A 17,042-nucleotide genomic window follows, 5' to 3' on the forward strand; every position below is an offset into this window, starting at 1 on the left:
TTTTAGGATAAATCTCCAATCATTGGCAGGGTAATGTAGAAAATGGTTCCACCATCAGGATTTCTTTCCACCCAGATCCTGCCATCATGGGCTTCGACAATCTGTTTACAGATGAACAATCCAAGGCCAAAAGATTGTTCGCCATTCGTACCCGATCTGCCGGTATCCTTCGAGAGGCTAAAGATCCTTTCCTGCATTTCTTTCGGGATTCCGATACCATTGTCCAGGATACTGATCAACACTTCATTTTCTACGGATTTCTTCTCCATTTTTATATTAATAACCGTATTTTCCGGACTGAATTTAATGGCGTTGATGATCAGGTTGCTCAACAATCTCCAGATTTTTTCCCTGTTGACGTTCAGTGTTATAGGGAAGGTTTCTGCCTCTATTTTTTGCTTCTTTTCAGCAGCTTTATAACCGAGCAGATCTACGCAATAATGAATTAAAGCATCCATTTCAACGGCTTCTTTAAGGATTCCTTCTTTTGCGATATTCATATTGAGCAGATCGGCAATCATTTCCATTGAACCGGTACTCGATGTCTCCAGCAACTCAAGCATTTTCCGGTCCGAGGCTTCCAGGTTTTCATTGCCAAGGAGTAAATGGGTCACACTTACAGCTGCAGCCATAGCGCCACGAAGGTCATGAGCCACAATTTTCATCATCTGGGTATTTTCCTTCTGACTTTGTTCAAGTGCAGAAAGCGCTTTTTGCATGGCTATATTTTGTCGGCCGATTTTTGTGTTCAATGATTTCAGGCGTGTCCTACTGTACCATACCCCAATTACAATTGAAACCAAGATGATGGATGCCAGTAGCGCCGCAGCAATGTAATGCTCTTTTTGTAGTATTTTTCTCGCTGCAACATAGGGTAGTAGTGAAGAAATATCTACTTTATGTGATCTGGATCCAAAAAAATCTGCCTCTTCCAGCGCTTCCTGTAAAAAAATATAGGCATTCTCCGTATCACCTATTTTGTTAAATTCTTCCCCGAGTAAAAATACTGCGGAGGTTTGTTTAACGGAAGAGCGGATATCATTAGTGGCAGCTATAACCAGTAAGTCTATTTTTTTCTGGCCACTATAAAGATCACTTAATAAATAAGCTAGTCTTGCCGTCCTGCGCAGTTCTGTTTTGCTCTTGTTCAGTAAGTAACCGATGTAATATGGGTGATTTTTAAGCCGGTTGGTTTTTGTGGTATCTGGAAAGCGGCCATTGATTTCCAATTCAAATGCATCAGGCTTGGGAAACAATAAGAGAGAATCTGTATATGCTTTGTTTTTTTTTCGGTAATCTGGTGCATAAATCTGATCTCCGTTGTATTCTGCCATGGCCCAGTACAGCCATGCCATGTAGCTATAATAATTCCGCTTTATTTGTGGACTTTGCAGATGCAGGTCCACCATCTTCATACAATCCATGGCTTCTTTAAACATACCGGATGTGATTAGAATTTGTCCGAATTTAAGCCGCGCAAAATTGATTTTTGATCTGTCGTTTATTTTAATGGCAATGTTAAGGAGTTTATTCGAATAAGTCAGGGCAGAGTCCCGCTGATAATCGCTGTATTCCCTCCAGAGCGATACGTTTAGATCATACAAAGTGTTAAAGTTATTTCCGGAGTAAGAAATTATTGAATCTTTGAGTTTACGGATCCGAACTTCTTTCTGCCTGTCATATATTTTTTTATTAACCAGCTCTTTTTTTAAAACATTCAATAGGCTGTCACTGGTATCAAGAGAAAAAACAGGCAAATGGATTGTCAGCAGCCATAGGAGTATAGCAAGTGTTTTAATAGGGATGTGCATTTTTATATTTTTAACAATAAAAACCTCTATTTTAAATATAATCAATTTAATTGTTATTTTAATAAACCATAGTTTGCTCCCTGCTGATAGGTCTGTTGTAATATGCTCGTGGTCAAATTGTAAGAGGATGTCGGCAGAAAAGAATGCTGTTAAAGTGTTTTAAAAGTATGTTCCAACTGAATAGCAGGTGAAAAGATAAACCAAAGTCTTTAATAACAGAGAAGATGGTGTTTTTTTAAAGGAACCTCATTCTCTTTTGAAGATCGGCTTTATATGCACTGGAAACCGGAACAAAATGATTGTTGATGATCAGGGTTTTTCCTTCAATGGTGTCAATTTTGTGTATGTTGACAATAAATGAACGATGGACCCTGAAAAAAAAGTCTTCAGGTAACTTTTGTTCTACTTCCTTTAAAGGGGAATGCACAGAACAGGACTGGTCAGCAAGAAAGATCTTAACATAATCGCGGACAGCTTCAAGAAACAAAATATCTTTTATCCTGATCCGCTTAATCGTATTGGAGTCCCGTACAAAAGCAAATTCATCAACATTGCTGTTTATGGTCATGTTTTTATTTGTGATGATTGCTCTAGCTTTTTCAACTGCCTTAAAGAACCGGTCAGATGCAATGGGTTTGACCAAAAAATCCACCACATTTAAATCAAAAGCATCAATAGCATGTTCTGATTTAGAAGTTGTGAAGATAATCAATGGTCTTTTGTCCCCCAGTATTCTTGCAAGTTCAAGACCGCTCAATCCTGGCATGTGAATATCTAAAAATATCAGGTCAACCTGCCCCTCTAAAATTTTATGATAGGCTTCCAAAGCATCAGCGCATTCTCCCACTAAAACAAGTGTAGGATCAAAGTCAAACCACCTTTTAATAAGTTCCCTGAAAATTTTCTGGTCATCTACGATCAAGCAGTTCATAAACGAAAATACGATAATAAAGGAAATATGAAAAAGTAAGAAGCCGTTCAACTTATTCAGTAATCAGAATTACAAAGGGGTATGTTGAGGTACAATTAACATTAACTTAATGAGGAAGCCTTTACTTTTGTGATAAAGTTATGGGTACTTCAGCGGATCAGTTACTATTTCATGCCGTACAACAAAATGACCGCAGGGCATTTGACCGTCTCTATCTTATGTATTGGGAGCAAATGTATATCAGGGCATGGAATCGTACGGGTGATGAGCAAACGGCTCAGGATATTGTCCAGGAACTTTTCATTAATCTGTGGGAACGAAGGGGAGAGATCCTGATTCAGACCAGTTTCCTGCAGTACTTATCAGGGGCCTTAAAGTACAGACTGATCAATCATTTTCAATCCGAAAAAGTTAAGCGAAGGGTATTAGAAAAAGTATTGCACAGAATGGCTGAACTTTCTGGTGGAATAGATGATCTTGCAGATTATAAGCATCTTGAACAAGCACTTGATGATGAATTGGAGAAAATGCCGAAAAATATGAAAAATTCTTTGCTTCTTCGGCTTGATAATCTATCTGTTAAAGATATTGCCCTCCGTCTGGACCTGGCAGAACAAACCGTTTCCAATAACTTAAGTGCTGCCAGTAAACGCTTGCATAAGAATCTGGGTTCTAAACTTAATAACAGGGAGCTGGGGACAATTATTATTCTGGTCCAGGTTGTTAACGATCTGTTAACAAACAAATAACAATTAATAGAAGTAGTTTTTAGCTGTTTAGTTGACTCACTGGTATAAAGATGCACTTCTTATACAGCTGATGAAGAAACAGATATTTAAAAAACTACTTGACAGCTATATTTCCCGTACCTCCACTGAGCAGGAAAATCAGCTTGTAGAAAAATGGTACAATTCATTTGATAATGATGGCGGATTGCCCGCTGGATTGAAAGATCCTGGTAAAAGGCGTGCTTTGCGAAATGCAATGCATTCAGGTATCCAAAGGAAAATTGACATTCCTGTCAGGCATAAATTTAATTTTTATCGTCCTGCTTACTTAAAAATTGCTGTTGCTATTTTCCTAATCTCCGGGATTGGATTGCTGTTTTGGTATAAAAACAATTCTTCGACTCCTACTCAAAACAATGATTTTACCTATATCTCTACAGGCGCGTCAACGATGAAAAAGCTGACACTTCCTGACAGCTCGGAGATATGGCTTAATGTGGCCAGCAATCTTCATTACAATCGGAATTTTAATGCTAAGCAAAGAGAAGTTGTTCTGGATCAGGGTGAAGCATTTTTTAAAGTAAAGCACAATCCCAACCGGCCATTTGTGGTCAGAACAGGGGCACTTAGGACCCGGGTGCTGGGGACCTCATTCAATATCCGTTCTTATCCGGGGATTAATGAAGTGAAAATAACTGTATTGACAGGTAAAGTACAGGTAAGCCGAAAAAACAGGCTTTTGGGACTGCTTACGCCAGGCCAGCAAATTGTTTATAACAAACTAACGGCACAGGATTCTATTCATGAAATGAATCCGGGTCAAAGCAATAGCTGGATTAAAGGTAAAACTTATCTGAGCCAGGCCTCATTTACAGAGCTTGCCCTGGTGTTAAAAAATCGCTACGGGGTAAATCTTAAAACCAGTAGTTCCAAAATAGAAAAACTCCGTTTCAGCATGTTGCTTGATCAGAAGACACCTCTTGAAAATACTATTAAAGCCATTTGTTCGATTCACCAAACTAAGTATAGAAGGAGGTATGGAAATGAGATAGAGCTCTATTAAAAATAAGCCGGCTTCCGGAATAAACCGAAAACCGGCAAAAAAATTAAAAACAGGCGCCCTAGGAAGCTTATCCTGTTTTTTCTTAGTAATCGTATTTAACAGTTACCAATCACTCAAATTTATGAAATTTTTCTTACTGCCATTGCAGCAAGTTATGAGAATAGCTACATTAACCATTTTCACCATATCCCTGTTGAGTGGAACACTTACCGCAAGACCGGTTTTTGCTCAATATCTTCACCAGCAGGTAAATGTTCAGTTTACCGGTCAAAATGCCTGGACCGCAATCCAGCAGCTGGAACAGCAGAACATTAAATTTGCTTATGATGCCCAGTTGTTAAAACTGACGAGTATAAAGGCAGCGGCCAGGTCCTTCAATAAACAAAGTGTAGAATCCGTTTTGAAATATCTGTTTTCAAATACGAATATTACTTATCATGAAGCCAATGGGTTTATCACTTTAAAGAAAAAGGAGCAGCCGATCCTGATCACAGGAAAGGTCATCGACGGTTCAACAAAAGAAACTTTGCCTGGAGTTTCTATCAGAATGAAAGGGGCATCGACTGGGACAACAACAGATGTAAACGGAAATTTCAGGTTATCTGTTTCAGTACCTGCTGCCGTTCTTGTGTTTAGTTACATGGGCTATCAGTCTAAGGAGATTCGGATAGACAAAAGCAGTACGGATTTAACCATTGTGTTGCAAGCCTCCAGTACTGTTTTGAATGAGGTTACCGTACAGGCAAGAAGAAAGGCCAATACAGAGGTTGCTGTTCTGGATGAAAGAAGAAAAGCTTCTATTATTCAGGATGCAATTTCTGCAGCCCAGATGGAAAGAACAGGAAGTATTACCACGACCCAGGCTTTGCAACGGGTTTCAGGAGTAACCATTACAGATGATAAATACATAGCTATCCGTGGATTGGGTGATCGAAGTGTCATCGGGCAGCTGAATGGCGTCCGTCTGGCGTCATCGGATCCTGACCGGAGTGCGATTCCTTTAGATCTGGTTCCTGCTTCCCTATTGGACAATATTACCATTTACAAAACTGTTACACCAGACAAGCCTGCAGATGCTGCAGCAGGTATTGTAGAACTAAAAACCAAGTCTGTGCCTGATAGTATGGTCTTTGAGGTCATTACGCAAACCGGTTTTAATTCGGCAATTGGTATGGGGGGCAGTTACAATAGTTTTTGGAACAGTGATATGGGGGCATTTGGTACAAAGATTAGTCAGAAAAACCTTTCAGCTGATTTTAAAGCTTTGGCGCAACAATATCCCGATGGTCTGGGCTCTGTACAGAAGATGATCCGTAACAGCAATTACAGCATCAATGGTTGGAAAGAGGTAGATCGGGTAAATAAAATTATGCAGGGTTTTGATCCCATAATGACCACTCAGTATAAAACAGCTCCTCTTAATCAACTGTATTCTGCAACTTACGGCAATAGTTTTAATGTATTTAAAAAACATAAACTGGGCCTTATACTGGGCGGAAATTATTACCGTAGGACCAATGCGACCATTGATGGAAATTTAACTCAGTACAGTATCTATCAGGGCGTGGTTACCGGTAATCCCGATGTGTACAGCCCGCGAAATATCCCCAATTACATTACCCCAAATAGCCTGGTGATGGGTAAATACCAGAGCTATAAAGAAAACACGGGAATAGAAACGCTCAATTATGGGGTTCTGGCTGGCCTTACCTATCGTTTTTCCCCACTTCATGAAATCAGTATGCAATACCTGGGCAGCTGGGGTGGGGAAACAGCTGCGACCTATCTTAACGGAAGCTATGAGTATACAGGGTTGCCTGGTGAAGTCGCCAGTACGATATATTCTCTGAAACAAACCTACAGAAGTTTAAACACTTTTAATTTCCAGGGAGAGCATAAACTCAAAAAAGGAGAATACTCACCCAGATTGAGCTATAACATTGCAACCTCCCGTTCCGGACAGAACAACCCTGACTATCGTTTCATTAGTCTTGCCGATTACACACCCAAAGGTGGAGGCTATTATCAGCGACTTAAAACATCCGGTGATGGAACCACGGGCCCTGAACTGGTCTATAGTAAACACCTGTACGCATTGACTTCCGGCTACGTCAATGGCTTCGGTGTATATGGTATTATTCAGGCGGAGCCTAATGGGCGCAGATGGCGTAACCTTGATGAAACGAATTATAATTACAAAGCCGATCTGGCCATCCCTTTTAAATTGTTCGGTGAGAAACAGGAATTCAAAACCGGAGTCAATTATCTTTTCAGGGACAGGAAGTTTATGGAAAATCAATTGTTTTTACCCGGGTCAAATTTTTCCGGATTTAAGAGCACCCCACTTTATGATGTGGAAGGAGATCTGAATCGTCTGGTAAGCCGTCAGATCATTGGCGTAAATGCCCCTGGTAATAACCAGGGGGAAGGGCAGATGCCTGTTGGTGGTTTTCTGTACAACAGTCAGAAATCACCTAACAATTATAAAGGCTATTATGAAACCAATGCCTTATATGGTATGGTAGACCTGAAACTGACAGAAAGGCTCCGGGTTGCGGGTGGAGTAAGGTTTGAAAAAACAAATATTGGTTCTGCCGTCGATACTTCAGGGGTTTTTCTGGATCCTGCATTGACTGCCAAGAGTCCCGGAGGCGGTAAAAGCATACCTATAGTGAACATTGAACCTTATTCAACTTATAAAACGGGATATAAACCCTATTATTCTGTAAATGCAACCTACATTCTGAACCAAAAAATGAATTTCAGAGCGGCATTCAATACCACCCTGGCCAGACCTGAACTACGCGAAATTACCAATGTATTTGAGTTTGATGTATTTCAAATGGGACTGGTGGTGGGTAATCCGAATTTGAAAAATCAGCGCACCGAAAACCTAGATTTCAGATGGGAATGGTTTCCTGGTAACGGAGAAGTTTTTGCAGTGTCAGCATTCGGGAAGCGTATTAAAGACCAGTTGGTTAAAGTATTTAGTTTAAAAACAGATGGTTTGGCGGCCACTTATCCTGAGTTCCCAACCATACAGTTTCAAAATGACCCAAACACGGGTACAGTATGGGGTATAGAACTAGAGGTGGTTAAAGATCTGGGCAAGCTAAATGACCGGATGCGTAATTTTTTTCTGGGCTCTAATCTTTTGCTGGCCCAAAGTGACATCAAGAAAACAAAGGAGCGTTATGAGGCCAATCGTTCGCTCGACCGTTTTACGCCTAAAAATAGCCCCTTGTTTGAACAAGCGCCTTATTCTGTCAACCTCTGGCTCAATTACAACAATAAAAAGTCAGGCACCGATCTTACAGCCACTTTCAATATGGTTGGTGAGCGTTTGGTGCAGATTAACCTGACTGGTGAACCTGATTTATATACACTGCCTGTACCTATGCTGGATTTTGTATTCAGCCAGCGTTTGAGCAGGCGTCTGCTTTTTAAGGGTTATGCTAAGAATATTCTTGATCCGGCAGTTAAAACAGTATACGCCAATCCCGAAACGGGGGGTAAATGGTATGGGAAGGAATACATTAACCGAAGCTATTTCCGGGGCAGTGAAATTATGTTTGGCTTTACCTATAAATTATTTTAATCATGAATAAACTACGACTCATTCTGATATCGGTTATTTGTCTGTTGGGCTGCAAAAAAGAACGGCTTGACGAAAAAAAAGATAATCGCTTCATAACGGAAAACAAGGCGCTTTCAACCACCCGAATTGTAAATCTAAGTATGTACAATCAGGTGGTGGCCAATGGAGACACCCTGACCAAATACATCCTGCGATTGGGAGATGAAGCACAAAGATATATACCGACATTATACTTTCCAAAGGACGGGATCCTGGGAACCATCTGGCAGGTACCTCAGGATTTATTCCGGGCAAATGGTATTGCTCAAATGGACTTTAACGATGGAATAACGAGACTCAAACTGCCTGTAACGGAAAAATATGGAAGGCCGACAGATTATTATCTGTTAACCGATTCCCTTGCGGGGCAACCCCGTATTGAAGGACAACCAGCGTATGTGGCTGTTGAAAGGGGGGTGGGACAGCCATCTAAACCAGACCATTTTAAAATCAGGATACTGAATCTGAGTGCACGTTCAAAGGTGCAAATTGATGGTGATCAATTGGAAAGTCTGGAAGGACCTGTAAGTCTGGCCTATGCTGATGGTTCACTGGTTGCCCCCCAAACCACCAATGTTACTGCCGCTCAACGTCTATCTGATTACATAGAGCTGCCCTATGGAAGTTACCAGTTTCGGGTACTTACGCCCGACGGCAGGCAGCTTCCTGGTTCTGCTCCAGTAAACACAAACAATAAAATTATATACCCATCTAATTCTACGATTTCCACTCGTACCACCAACTCATTCGAGTCGGCCATGCTTACATTTGCTCCTGTTGCCAGTTATCAACCTGGAGGCGTATATACCATCGTTATTGCACCTTATAATTTTAGTTATTATGATGGAATATACGAGAAGAAAGGTGCGCTGCAGAATGGCTTTAGGGTGATCACAGATGTTAACCCTGGCGTGAATAACACGTATTATCGCCTTCAAGGCGTAAACGCCCTGCCAGGCAGCAGTAATCTTGGCTTTAGAATAAACGGAAAAGCGCTGGCCTCCGGGATTTCTTATGGCCAGTCATCTGATTATGGCAGACTAATCCAGGGCATGGCGTCAATAGAGGCCGTAGATGCTTCAGGAAAAGTACTGGCAACGCTTACCGGACAGGTGCTGCGGCCTGGTCAGAACTATTCCGCATGGTTATACCCTGATCAGCAGGGGGGAGCAAAATTGACGCTGGTTGCCAATGACCTAAGTGGCTTTGATGCAGGAACACCAAGCCCTGACGGGGGTGCCCAAAATGGTTTGGCAAATGATTTTATGTTTAATAAACGTTTTCTGAACCTGTCGCCTGATAATCCTTATATCACCTTTACGTTTGATAACGGACAGCTCGATTTCAATCAAAAAGCCACCGTTAATCTGCAGCCCGGGCTTCCAATAACTGAAATGCCCTACATTATTTCTGCCCGGCCCGGTTACAACAAAACTTTTCAGATCATGGCCTATCGCTCCAGTCCGGCAGTTGTTCCCGGTAGCTGGGCAGAAGACATAGTTGTACTTAAAAACACGGCTTTTGTTGCCGATGAACTATTATACATGTCTGCCGGAAGAGATGTTCCCATACAAGAGCCGGGTATTTATACAGTTGCACTCATTGGTCGTACAGGCAATGGGGTAACCGAAGCAAATAAAGCAAAATTAATTATTGTTAAACACAACAGATAATGAAAAGGAGCCTATATATTTTATGCGTTGCAGTGCTTGCTTTGGCGGCCTGTAGAAAAGTCGATTATACGACCATTGATCAGCCAGCTTACCTTAGGGTTTTCAATGATCTGAATTATTCCCAGACCATGGAAAATATGAATAGTCTGTATCCATCGTTGTGCATGATCATTGACCCTGTACTGGATGCGGACGGAATTCCCACAGGAGGAAAGGTGGTAGGGGATTTTTTGGATAAACGGGAAGCGTATGCCCCTCCGTATCCATCACATGTGGGCAACAGTACTTCCGTCCAAAATCCTGAATATCCGGGCAAGGAAAATGTACTGGTTGGACCTATCCTCAATGGTTTTGACCTAAGCAGTTGGGCCCAGGTGCCTTCTGGAAAACTTCGGATTATGTTTTTGTACAGACCACATACCTCCACACCCTTCTTTGAACTGGAAACAAAACTGAAGAAAAACGTGCTGATTGATACGACCATCAATCTAAGTGCAAAAGAAGTTTATACCCTTCATGTGCTGCAAAAAGATTTTAAAACAAAAAGAAATGGTCTTTTACTCCGGGAAGAGAGCTTTCATAAACTTCCGCTTTCAGATTCTTTGGCTTATATAAATTTTTATAATTATAGTGCCAATGGCTTCTTTCAGGCTGACATCAGCCAGAAACCCCAGGAAATACCGGGAACTGATCGACTGGGTTTGTTTATCACCGGTGTTAAAGACAGTATGAACGTTTTTCTTTCGCTATTTGAGCGGCAGACTGGAAATGTACTGTCCCCGGTTGTTAAAAATTACAATAGCAAATATTTAGGTACTGTGGTACGAAACAATGAAACCAATAAGGTAAACCCCTATTATAGTTTTCCTTTATGGGCAGACCCCAAATCAGACGGTATCCGGACTGATATCTGGCAGAATTTGGAGTTTTTAGGACTGGGATTAGACATTGCGAACCGCCCCAATATCAAAAGCCCCGGCAATTATGCTTGCGTGTATTTTTTACTGAATGGGAAATCGCTTCCGCCCGCACCTTTAGCAAGTTTTATAGGATTGAACGGGATTCCCAGGCCAAATCTGCTGGTCAGCTTACATTCTGGTTTGAATAATCCACAAACTTTTGCCACTGTAAGCACCCTGGAGATTATAAACAGCAATGTTTACCTCACTACGGTGCAGCGAAAGTACCCTACGCCAATTTATAAGTGAGCCAGATGATATTGAATTTAAAAACAAACACAATGAAGATCAATAAATATGTTTATTTGCTTTACAATTGCCTTTTTTTGATACTGATGGCGGGGTTTTCGGCTTGTAAGCATGACGATTATACCGTAAAGAAATCAAATGAGAACATTCGCCTGGCCGGTGATTTTTTAAAGAACAATTACGATTATACCTTGTTCTATGCTGCGCTGGATTATACCGGAATTTTGCCCCAATTAAATGAAAAGGGACCTTTTACAGTACTGGCGCCAAACAATAAGGCCTTTATAGAACTTGGGATACAATCGGCGGCAGACATCAAAAAACTAAATCGGGACAGTTTGAAGCAAGCCATGGCTCTGCACATCATATCCCGTAGTTTAAGGCAGTCGGATGTGCCGGTTAATACGGTAAACGTGGAGTATCAAAGCCTGGCAGGTGTTCCTGTGTACGTTTCTTTTGGTACTAAAAACCCCGCCAATCCAGATGAATATGAGTGGACGAGTGTGCTTTACTTTAATGGCAGTCGTGCCACACGAAAGGATGTTCAGTTGGTTAATGGGATTCTGCATTCATTAGATAAAGTGATGAAACGATATCCTGGAAAGGGTGTGCAGCAATGGCTAAGCGATCGGCCAGCTTATAGCATCTTTGTTTCCGGACTTAAGAAATTCGGATTGTGGGACGAACTTGCCGGAAAAGGGCCATTTACCATTTTTGCCCCCAATAATCAAGCTTTTACAAATATGGGTATCAGTAAGGCCGATATTGACGCACTGGATCCTGGCAAATATATTGGTCCACGTCTTTTTGGGGCTTATATCCAGTATGAGAAACGCTACTTTTTATCCGATTTGAATGCATTTTCCTTCATCAATAATCAGAATACCTACGAAAATTTTACGAGAAATGGCAATAGTTACTTTAAGTGGTATGCCTATGGAGCCACGCATACCATCAGCCTTGCTGATCGTAAAGAATTCCCCAGTGTAGGATATGGTCAATCCATAATTGAACTTGCAACAATGGGCTATCGTATGGATAACCTTTGCGATAATGGAACTGTACAGGATTTACCTGAACTATTGGTCACACCTGGGCAAGCCTTGAAGAAATGATGTCCATTTAATTTTTAAAAAAATGAATAAACTAAAACTATTTATATATGGCTACTTGTTGGTGATGCTCATGATCCTGGTCGCCAGCTGCCGTAAACAGGAATTTGCACTGCCGCCTGAAGGAGAGAAGGTCCCCTATGTAGATACCGTGAAACTCTCCCTAAAAGAAGTCTTGGAAAAGTCGCCTGCAAAACTATTTTATCAGGCCTGGCAGCGAAGTAGCATGGAGAGCCGTTTAAAAACAATAGGCGATGCTAAAAGTACATTTACAATTTTGATACCCAGTGATGCCGCGATGGAAAGCGCAGGTTTTACTTCCCAAAAAATACTGGATATGCAGGTGAAAGACCTGGACAGCCTGATGATGTTTTATACCTTAAAGGGGCGTATTACTGCACAAGACCTGGAAAGTAAGGCCGATAATTATATTGGTGCCAGCTTGCTCACAAAACCCGGGATACGGGTTAGCCTAACGCAGTCCACTGCTGTAAACCTCAATGATGTTGTACCCTATTATTATCAGCAGCGCCTGCAGGTAAAAGATGGTAAAACTTATGTGAATGGTAAGCTGGTTGGGACTGGAAAGTTTGTAGCCGCAAAAGATGGTTACGTATGGCTGCTGGATCAAATGATAAGCAGGCCCGATAAAACGATACTGGAAGTGCTAAAAGCAGATGGACATTTTACCCTGTTATTGAACATTCTTCAATATACCGACGATCAATACGCCAAAATACTGAGGGCCGGAATGGTTTTTACCGGTGCAAGGGTAGGTTTCATTAAACGCTATAATTGGGCAATAGCTCCTCCTTTATATCCAGGAGAAAAATCCTTGGTCAACCTGATTCGTACCACGGCGTTGCTGCCCAATGATGAGGTCTTTAAAAATGCAGGATTCAATAGTTTGGACGACCTTAACAGCTTCAATCTAAAAAGAGGTTTGCCCCGTATAACCAAAGACCAATTTGGCAGGAATATCGCAGTGGGCAATTTTGCCACAGATAGCCTGCTCTTTTATCACCTGGATTTTGGGGCCGGGGTCAACTTTGGATTCAATTCCAACGAGATGACCAATGCGGTCATGTCTAATTACTTGGTGAGTTTCAAGTCACCTTTGGCTGGTGAGGGTTATATATCCTCTTACATGCCGTTCGATTTTTCCCGTGATGCTTCGGGCAGGGTGCAACTAAAGGTGAAAGAGGTACCCGATGGAACTGCGGCAACAATAGTGGTGGCAGATATTCCTACCCTTATGGGGCCAATTCATGTTGTAGATCATTTTCTTACCCCAAAAGGTTTTAAACTCAATCAGAAATGAACAGAACAATTAAACAATATATACAGAATTACAGAGGATTGGTCTTATGCTTCATGCTGTTGTTGATGATGGCTGCCTGTAAAAAGGATAATTTGAATACTGCTGCCGACGATAATAACTCGATTACTCAGGTCATTGCAGATAATTTTAATTTATCCATCTTTAAAACAGTGCTTGGACGCAATAAGTTGGATAAAAAATTAAAAGAGAAGGGGCCTTTTACCGCCCTGGCACCATCTGATGCTGCTTTTGCTTTGGCTGGATATACAAACCCGACTTCCATTATCACTGCTGAACCCTCAGTGATAGCTGGTATTGCAAGTTATCATGTTCTGGATGGCAGATATGAATTCAACAAGCTGCCTTTTCAATTTAATCAGGAACTCCGTTCCCAGAATGGTAAACTTTATGCGACACGCTGGATAAAAAATTCAGATACCGTGCTGACCATTAACGGGTCAAGAATAGTGGCTGTAAATGTGCCTGCTTCCAATGGATTGATACAAGTTATTGACCGTGTACTGACACCCTATACACACGATAAACTGGGTGATGCTGTAGCCTCTGAAGCTTCGGTTACCCTCTTTTATCAGGCATTAAAATCTTCAGGAGTATTGTCAAGTCTTAATGGCACAGATGTGTTCACTGTTTTTTCACCAAGTAATGATGCAATGAAGGCCTATGGCTTTGCAACGCTTGAACAAATCCGTGGAACCAATGTGGAAGTTTTGAAGCACCTGGTCAACTATCACATTGTCCGCGACCGGCGTTTTGTTTACGATTACATCCTGAGCACAAAATCGTCTACGGCAATTAAACAAGCCACAATGGATGGGGGCAATACCATTAATATAAATCTAATCGAAGACAACAGCCAGATCGGGGGCTTTAGTGGCATTACATTGAGGGGACTAGTCAATGGCTCTGATGTAAATGTGTTGAAAAGGGATGTCCTGACTGGAAATGGGGTGCTTCATGTGATAGACGGGGTTTTAATAAGTACCCCTTAACAAAATTGAAAATGGTACAGACGATAAAAAAGATGAGAAAAACGATATACTTAAGTTTATGGGGAATGCTAATGGGCTTGCTACTTTTTCTCCTGCTTCCAGTAGCAGGTATGGCCCAAGAAACCAGCGGGACGTTAAACGGGACCGTATTAGATGCTGCGGGCCAGCCCTTACCCGGGGCTTCGGTGATTGCAGTTCACCAGCCCTCGGGCACGCGTTATGCGACTTCAGCAGACGGGAAGGGGCGTTATTACCTGCCCAACCTTCGCATCGGTGGCCCCTATAGTGTAGAGGCCGCGATGATCAGCATGAGCAGCGAAAAGAAAGAAGGGATCACCATCCGTTTGGGGGCCTCTATAGTCTTAAATTTTGCCTTAAAAGACCAGGCGCAGCAGCTGTCCGAGGTGAGCATTAAGGCGACCAAACCAGGCGCCCGTGCCAGTACCTTTGGATCGGGTAAAAACATCAGTGCCGATCAGGTAAAAAACATGGCGACCGTGTCGCGGAGCATCACCGACATCACGCGTCTGGTTCCCCAGGCCACTAAAGACAACAGCTTTGGGGGGACCAACTTCCGCTACAACAACGTGACCATAGACGGGGCGATCAACAACGATGCGATCGGTTTCAGCCCTTCATTGGGCGGCCAGTCCGGAACTTCGGGCATGGCGGGCAGCTCGACGCGGACCAATCCGATATCCCTGGATGCGATTGAGGACATGCAGGTTTACCTGGCGCCCTACGATGTGAAGATCGGAAACTTTACCGGGGGTTCGGTAAATGCGGTGACCCGGAGCGGGACCAATAGCCTGAGCGGTTCGGTATACGGCTTTGGGCGCAATGCCACCTTAACAGGCAAAGACCGTGTAGGCACACTGGGGAAAATGAACAGTGACTTTTACGATTACCAGGCTGGTTTCCGGGTGGGGTTCCCTTTGATCAAAGACAAACTGTTCTTTTTCAGCAATGAGGAAATCACCAAAAGACAAGACCCCGCGCAGCTGAAAGCAGGGCAGAGCGAGACGGCCCAAATCCTGAGCTTGTCGGATGCAAATGCGATCAGCGCTTCTAATCTGATGGCCGCCGGCACTGCAGGGGATTTCAATACCTATTCCAAATCCCATAAGTTTTTTAACCGCTTGGACTGGAACATCAATGAGCACCACCAGCTGGCGGTTCGAAACAATACGATCATCTCTGAGGCAACCCACATGGACCGAGACCAGCAGGACTTCCGTTTCAGCAGCATGGGCTTTTTACAAAAGAACAACCAGAGCTCTACGGTTGCCGAGCTGAAAAGCCGGTTTGAACATGGGCTATCGGGCAATTTGCTGGTGGGTTATACGCGTGTGAACGATTCCAGGGACCCTTTGGGCGACCCGAGCTTGCCACAGGTGCAGATTGCCGGCCGTACGCCCGGTACGACGATTTACCTGGGCACGGACCGTGAGGCGAGTATTTTCAGGATGAAACAACGGACCCTGGAGCTGACGGGGAACCTGAGCTGGAACCTGGGCAAGCATACCCTGACCCTTGGTACCCACAATGAGCTGTATAAGATCAATTACGGATTTGTGAATGCCTGGAACGGCCGGGTAGACTACCTGAGCATAGAAGACTATTTAAACAACAACCCTTACCGGGTACGTGGCGCTTATAGTTACAGCAACAACAACCGGGAGTACATTCTGTCCAATCCCGGGGCCGTGTTCCATGTGAACATGTACAGTGCCTATATCCAGGACGAAATCCGGGTATCCGACCAGCTGAAAGTGATCCCAGGCTTAAGGGCCGATATGACCGACTTGCCGACCAAACCGGACTTGAGCGATAAAGTACAAAATGCCCTGTCTGATCCTTATTTCGGGACAACGTATAGCTATACCCCTTTAAGCCGGATCGGGAACAAGTATTTGAACAAAGTACAGCTGTCGCCCCGGATTGGCTTCCGTTACGACTGGTTTGGGGACCAGCGGCTGATTGTCAGGGGTGGAGCCGGTCTGTTCACCGGGCGGATCCCGATGGCCTGGATAGCCTATGCGTTTTACAACACCGGAGACAGCTTTGGAGGCTTTGACCAGAAAGCGGACCAGAAACCTTTTGTACCGGGGAGTAACCCCCTTAAGGGCGGGGCCAATGGGATCGGGGACTTCATTGCGGCCAATGGCGCAGTGACAGGCAACCGCAACAGCGGGAAAACGCAGGCGGACCTGATTGACAATGGCTTTGTGATGCCGCAGGTGCTTCGGACCAGTTTAGGGGTTGACTATACCACTGCCAGTCAGTGGAAATTCACCCTGGAAGGGATCTACACCAAAAACATCAAAGATGTACTTTTCCAGCAGCTGAACGTGCAGGACAACCCAACCTATTATGCTTATGACACCAAGCATCAGCAACCGGTGTACAGCGGAACGGTAGACCCTCGTTTTTCCAATACCTATCTGTTGAGCAATACGAGCAAAGGTTACCGCTACAGTCTGACCGGAAGCATCAGCAAAAGCATAGCCGATGTGTTGCAGGCTTCGGTTTCCTATACCTATGGAGC

General features: G+C 43.2%; 11 protein-coding genes. 9 read left to right on the plus strand and 2 right to left on the minus strand.

Annotated features, from left to right (window positions below):
• Nucleotides 1-2: 2 nt before the first annotated feature.
• Nucleotides 3-1,811, minus strand: a complete 1,809-nt coding sequence (locus B0O44_RS19530; protein ID WP_146229874.1) for a sensor histidine kinase — start codon at nucleotides 1,809-1,811, stop codon at nucleotides 3-5.
• Between the two features lie 235 nt (nucleotides 1,812-2,046).
• Nucleotides 2,047-2,742 carry a LytR/AlgR family response regulator transcription factor gene (locus B0O44_RS19535; protein WP_110833781.1) on the minus strand — a complete coding sequence of 232 codons (696 nt, stop codon included), beginning with the start codon at nucleotides 2,740-2,742 and terminating at the stop codon, nucleotides 2,047-2,049.
• Between the two features lie 140 nt (nucleotides 2,743-2,882).
• On the opposite strand from B0O44_RS19535, the gene B0O44_RS19540 reads away from it, so the two are divergent.
• From B0O44_RS19540 to B0O44_RS19580, 9 genes are all read left to right on the plus strand, one after another.
• Complete coding sequence (locus B0O44_RS19540) at nucleotides 2,883-3,491, plus strand: RNA polymerase sigma factor (RefSeq protein WP_110833782.1); 609 nt, start codon at nucleotides 2,883-2,885, stop codon at nucleotides 3,489-3,491.
• Nucleotides 3,492-3,561: 70 nt separating this feature from the next.
• Nucleotides 3,562-4,533, plus strand: a complete 972-nt coding sequence (locus tag B0O44_RS19545) for a FecR family protein (protein ID WP_146229875.1) — start codon at nucleotides 3,562-3,564, stop codon at nucleotides 4,531-4,533.
• Nucleotides 4,534-4,654: 121 nt separating this feature from the next.
• A complete protein-coding gene (locus B0O44_RS19550) occupies nucleotides 4,655-8,131 on the plus strand; it encodes a TonB-dependent receptor (protein WP_245943731.1) in 3,477 nt (1,158 codons plus the stop codon).
• 2 nt (nucleotides 8,132-8,133) lie between these two features.
• Nucleotides 8,134-9,843 carry a DUF4397 domain-containing protein gene (locus tag B0O44_RS19555; protein ID WP_110833784.1) on the plus strand — a complete coding sequence of 570 codons (1,710 nt, stop codon included), beginning with the start codon at nucleotides 8,134-8,136 and terminating at the stop codon, nucleotides 9,841-9,843.
• On the plus strand, nucleotides 9,843-11,051 hold the full coding sequence (locus tag B0O44_RS19560) for a hypothetical protein (protein WP_110833785.1): 1,209 nt from the start codon (nucleotides 9,843-9,845) through the stop codon (nucleotides 11,049-11,051). Before B0O44_RS19555 ends, B0O44_RS19560 begins: the two co-directional genes overlap by 1 nt.
• A 32-nt stretch (nucleotides 11,052-11,083) precedes the next feature.
• Nucleotides 11,084-12,166, plus strand: a complete 1,083-nt coding sequence (locus B0O44_RS19565; RefSeq protein WP_170123375.1) for a fasciclin domain-containing protein — start codon at nucleotides 11,084-11,086, stop codon at nucleotides 12,164-12,166.
• A gap of 22 nt (nucleotides 12,167-12,188) precedes the next feature.
• On the plus strand, nucleotides 12,189-13,484 hold the full coding sequence (locus B0O44_RS19570) for a fasciclin domain-containing protein (protein ID WP_146229876.1): 1,296 nt from the start codon (nucleotides 12,189-12,191) through the stop codon (nucleotides 13,482-13,484).
• Nucleotides 13,481-14,494 (plus strand): fasciclin domain-containing protein, encoded by a 1,014-nt coding sequence (locus tag B0O44_RS19575; protein WP_245943733.1) that lies wholly within the window; start codon nucleotides 13,481-13,483, stop codon nucleotides 14,492-14,494. Before B0O44_RS19570 ends, B0O44_RS19575 begins: the two co-directional genes overlap by 4 nt.
• Nucleotides 14,495-14,526: 32 nt before the next feature.
• A partial coding sequence (locus B0O44_RS19580) for a TonB-dependent receptor (RefSeq protein ID WP_245943734.1) occupies nucleotides 14,527-17,042 on the plus strand: 2,516 nt, incomplete at its 3' end.

Source organism: Pedobacter nutrimenti, from assembly GCF_003208655.1.
GTDB classification, from domain to species: Bacteria; Bacteroidota; Bacteroidia; order Sphingobacteriales; family Sphingobacteriaceae; genus Pedobacter; species Pedobacter nutrimenti.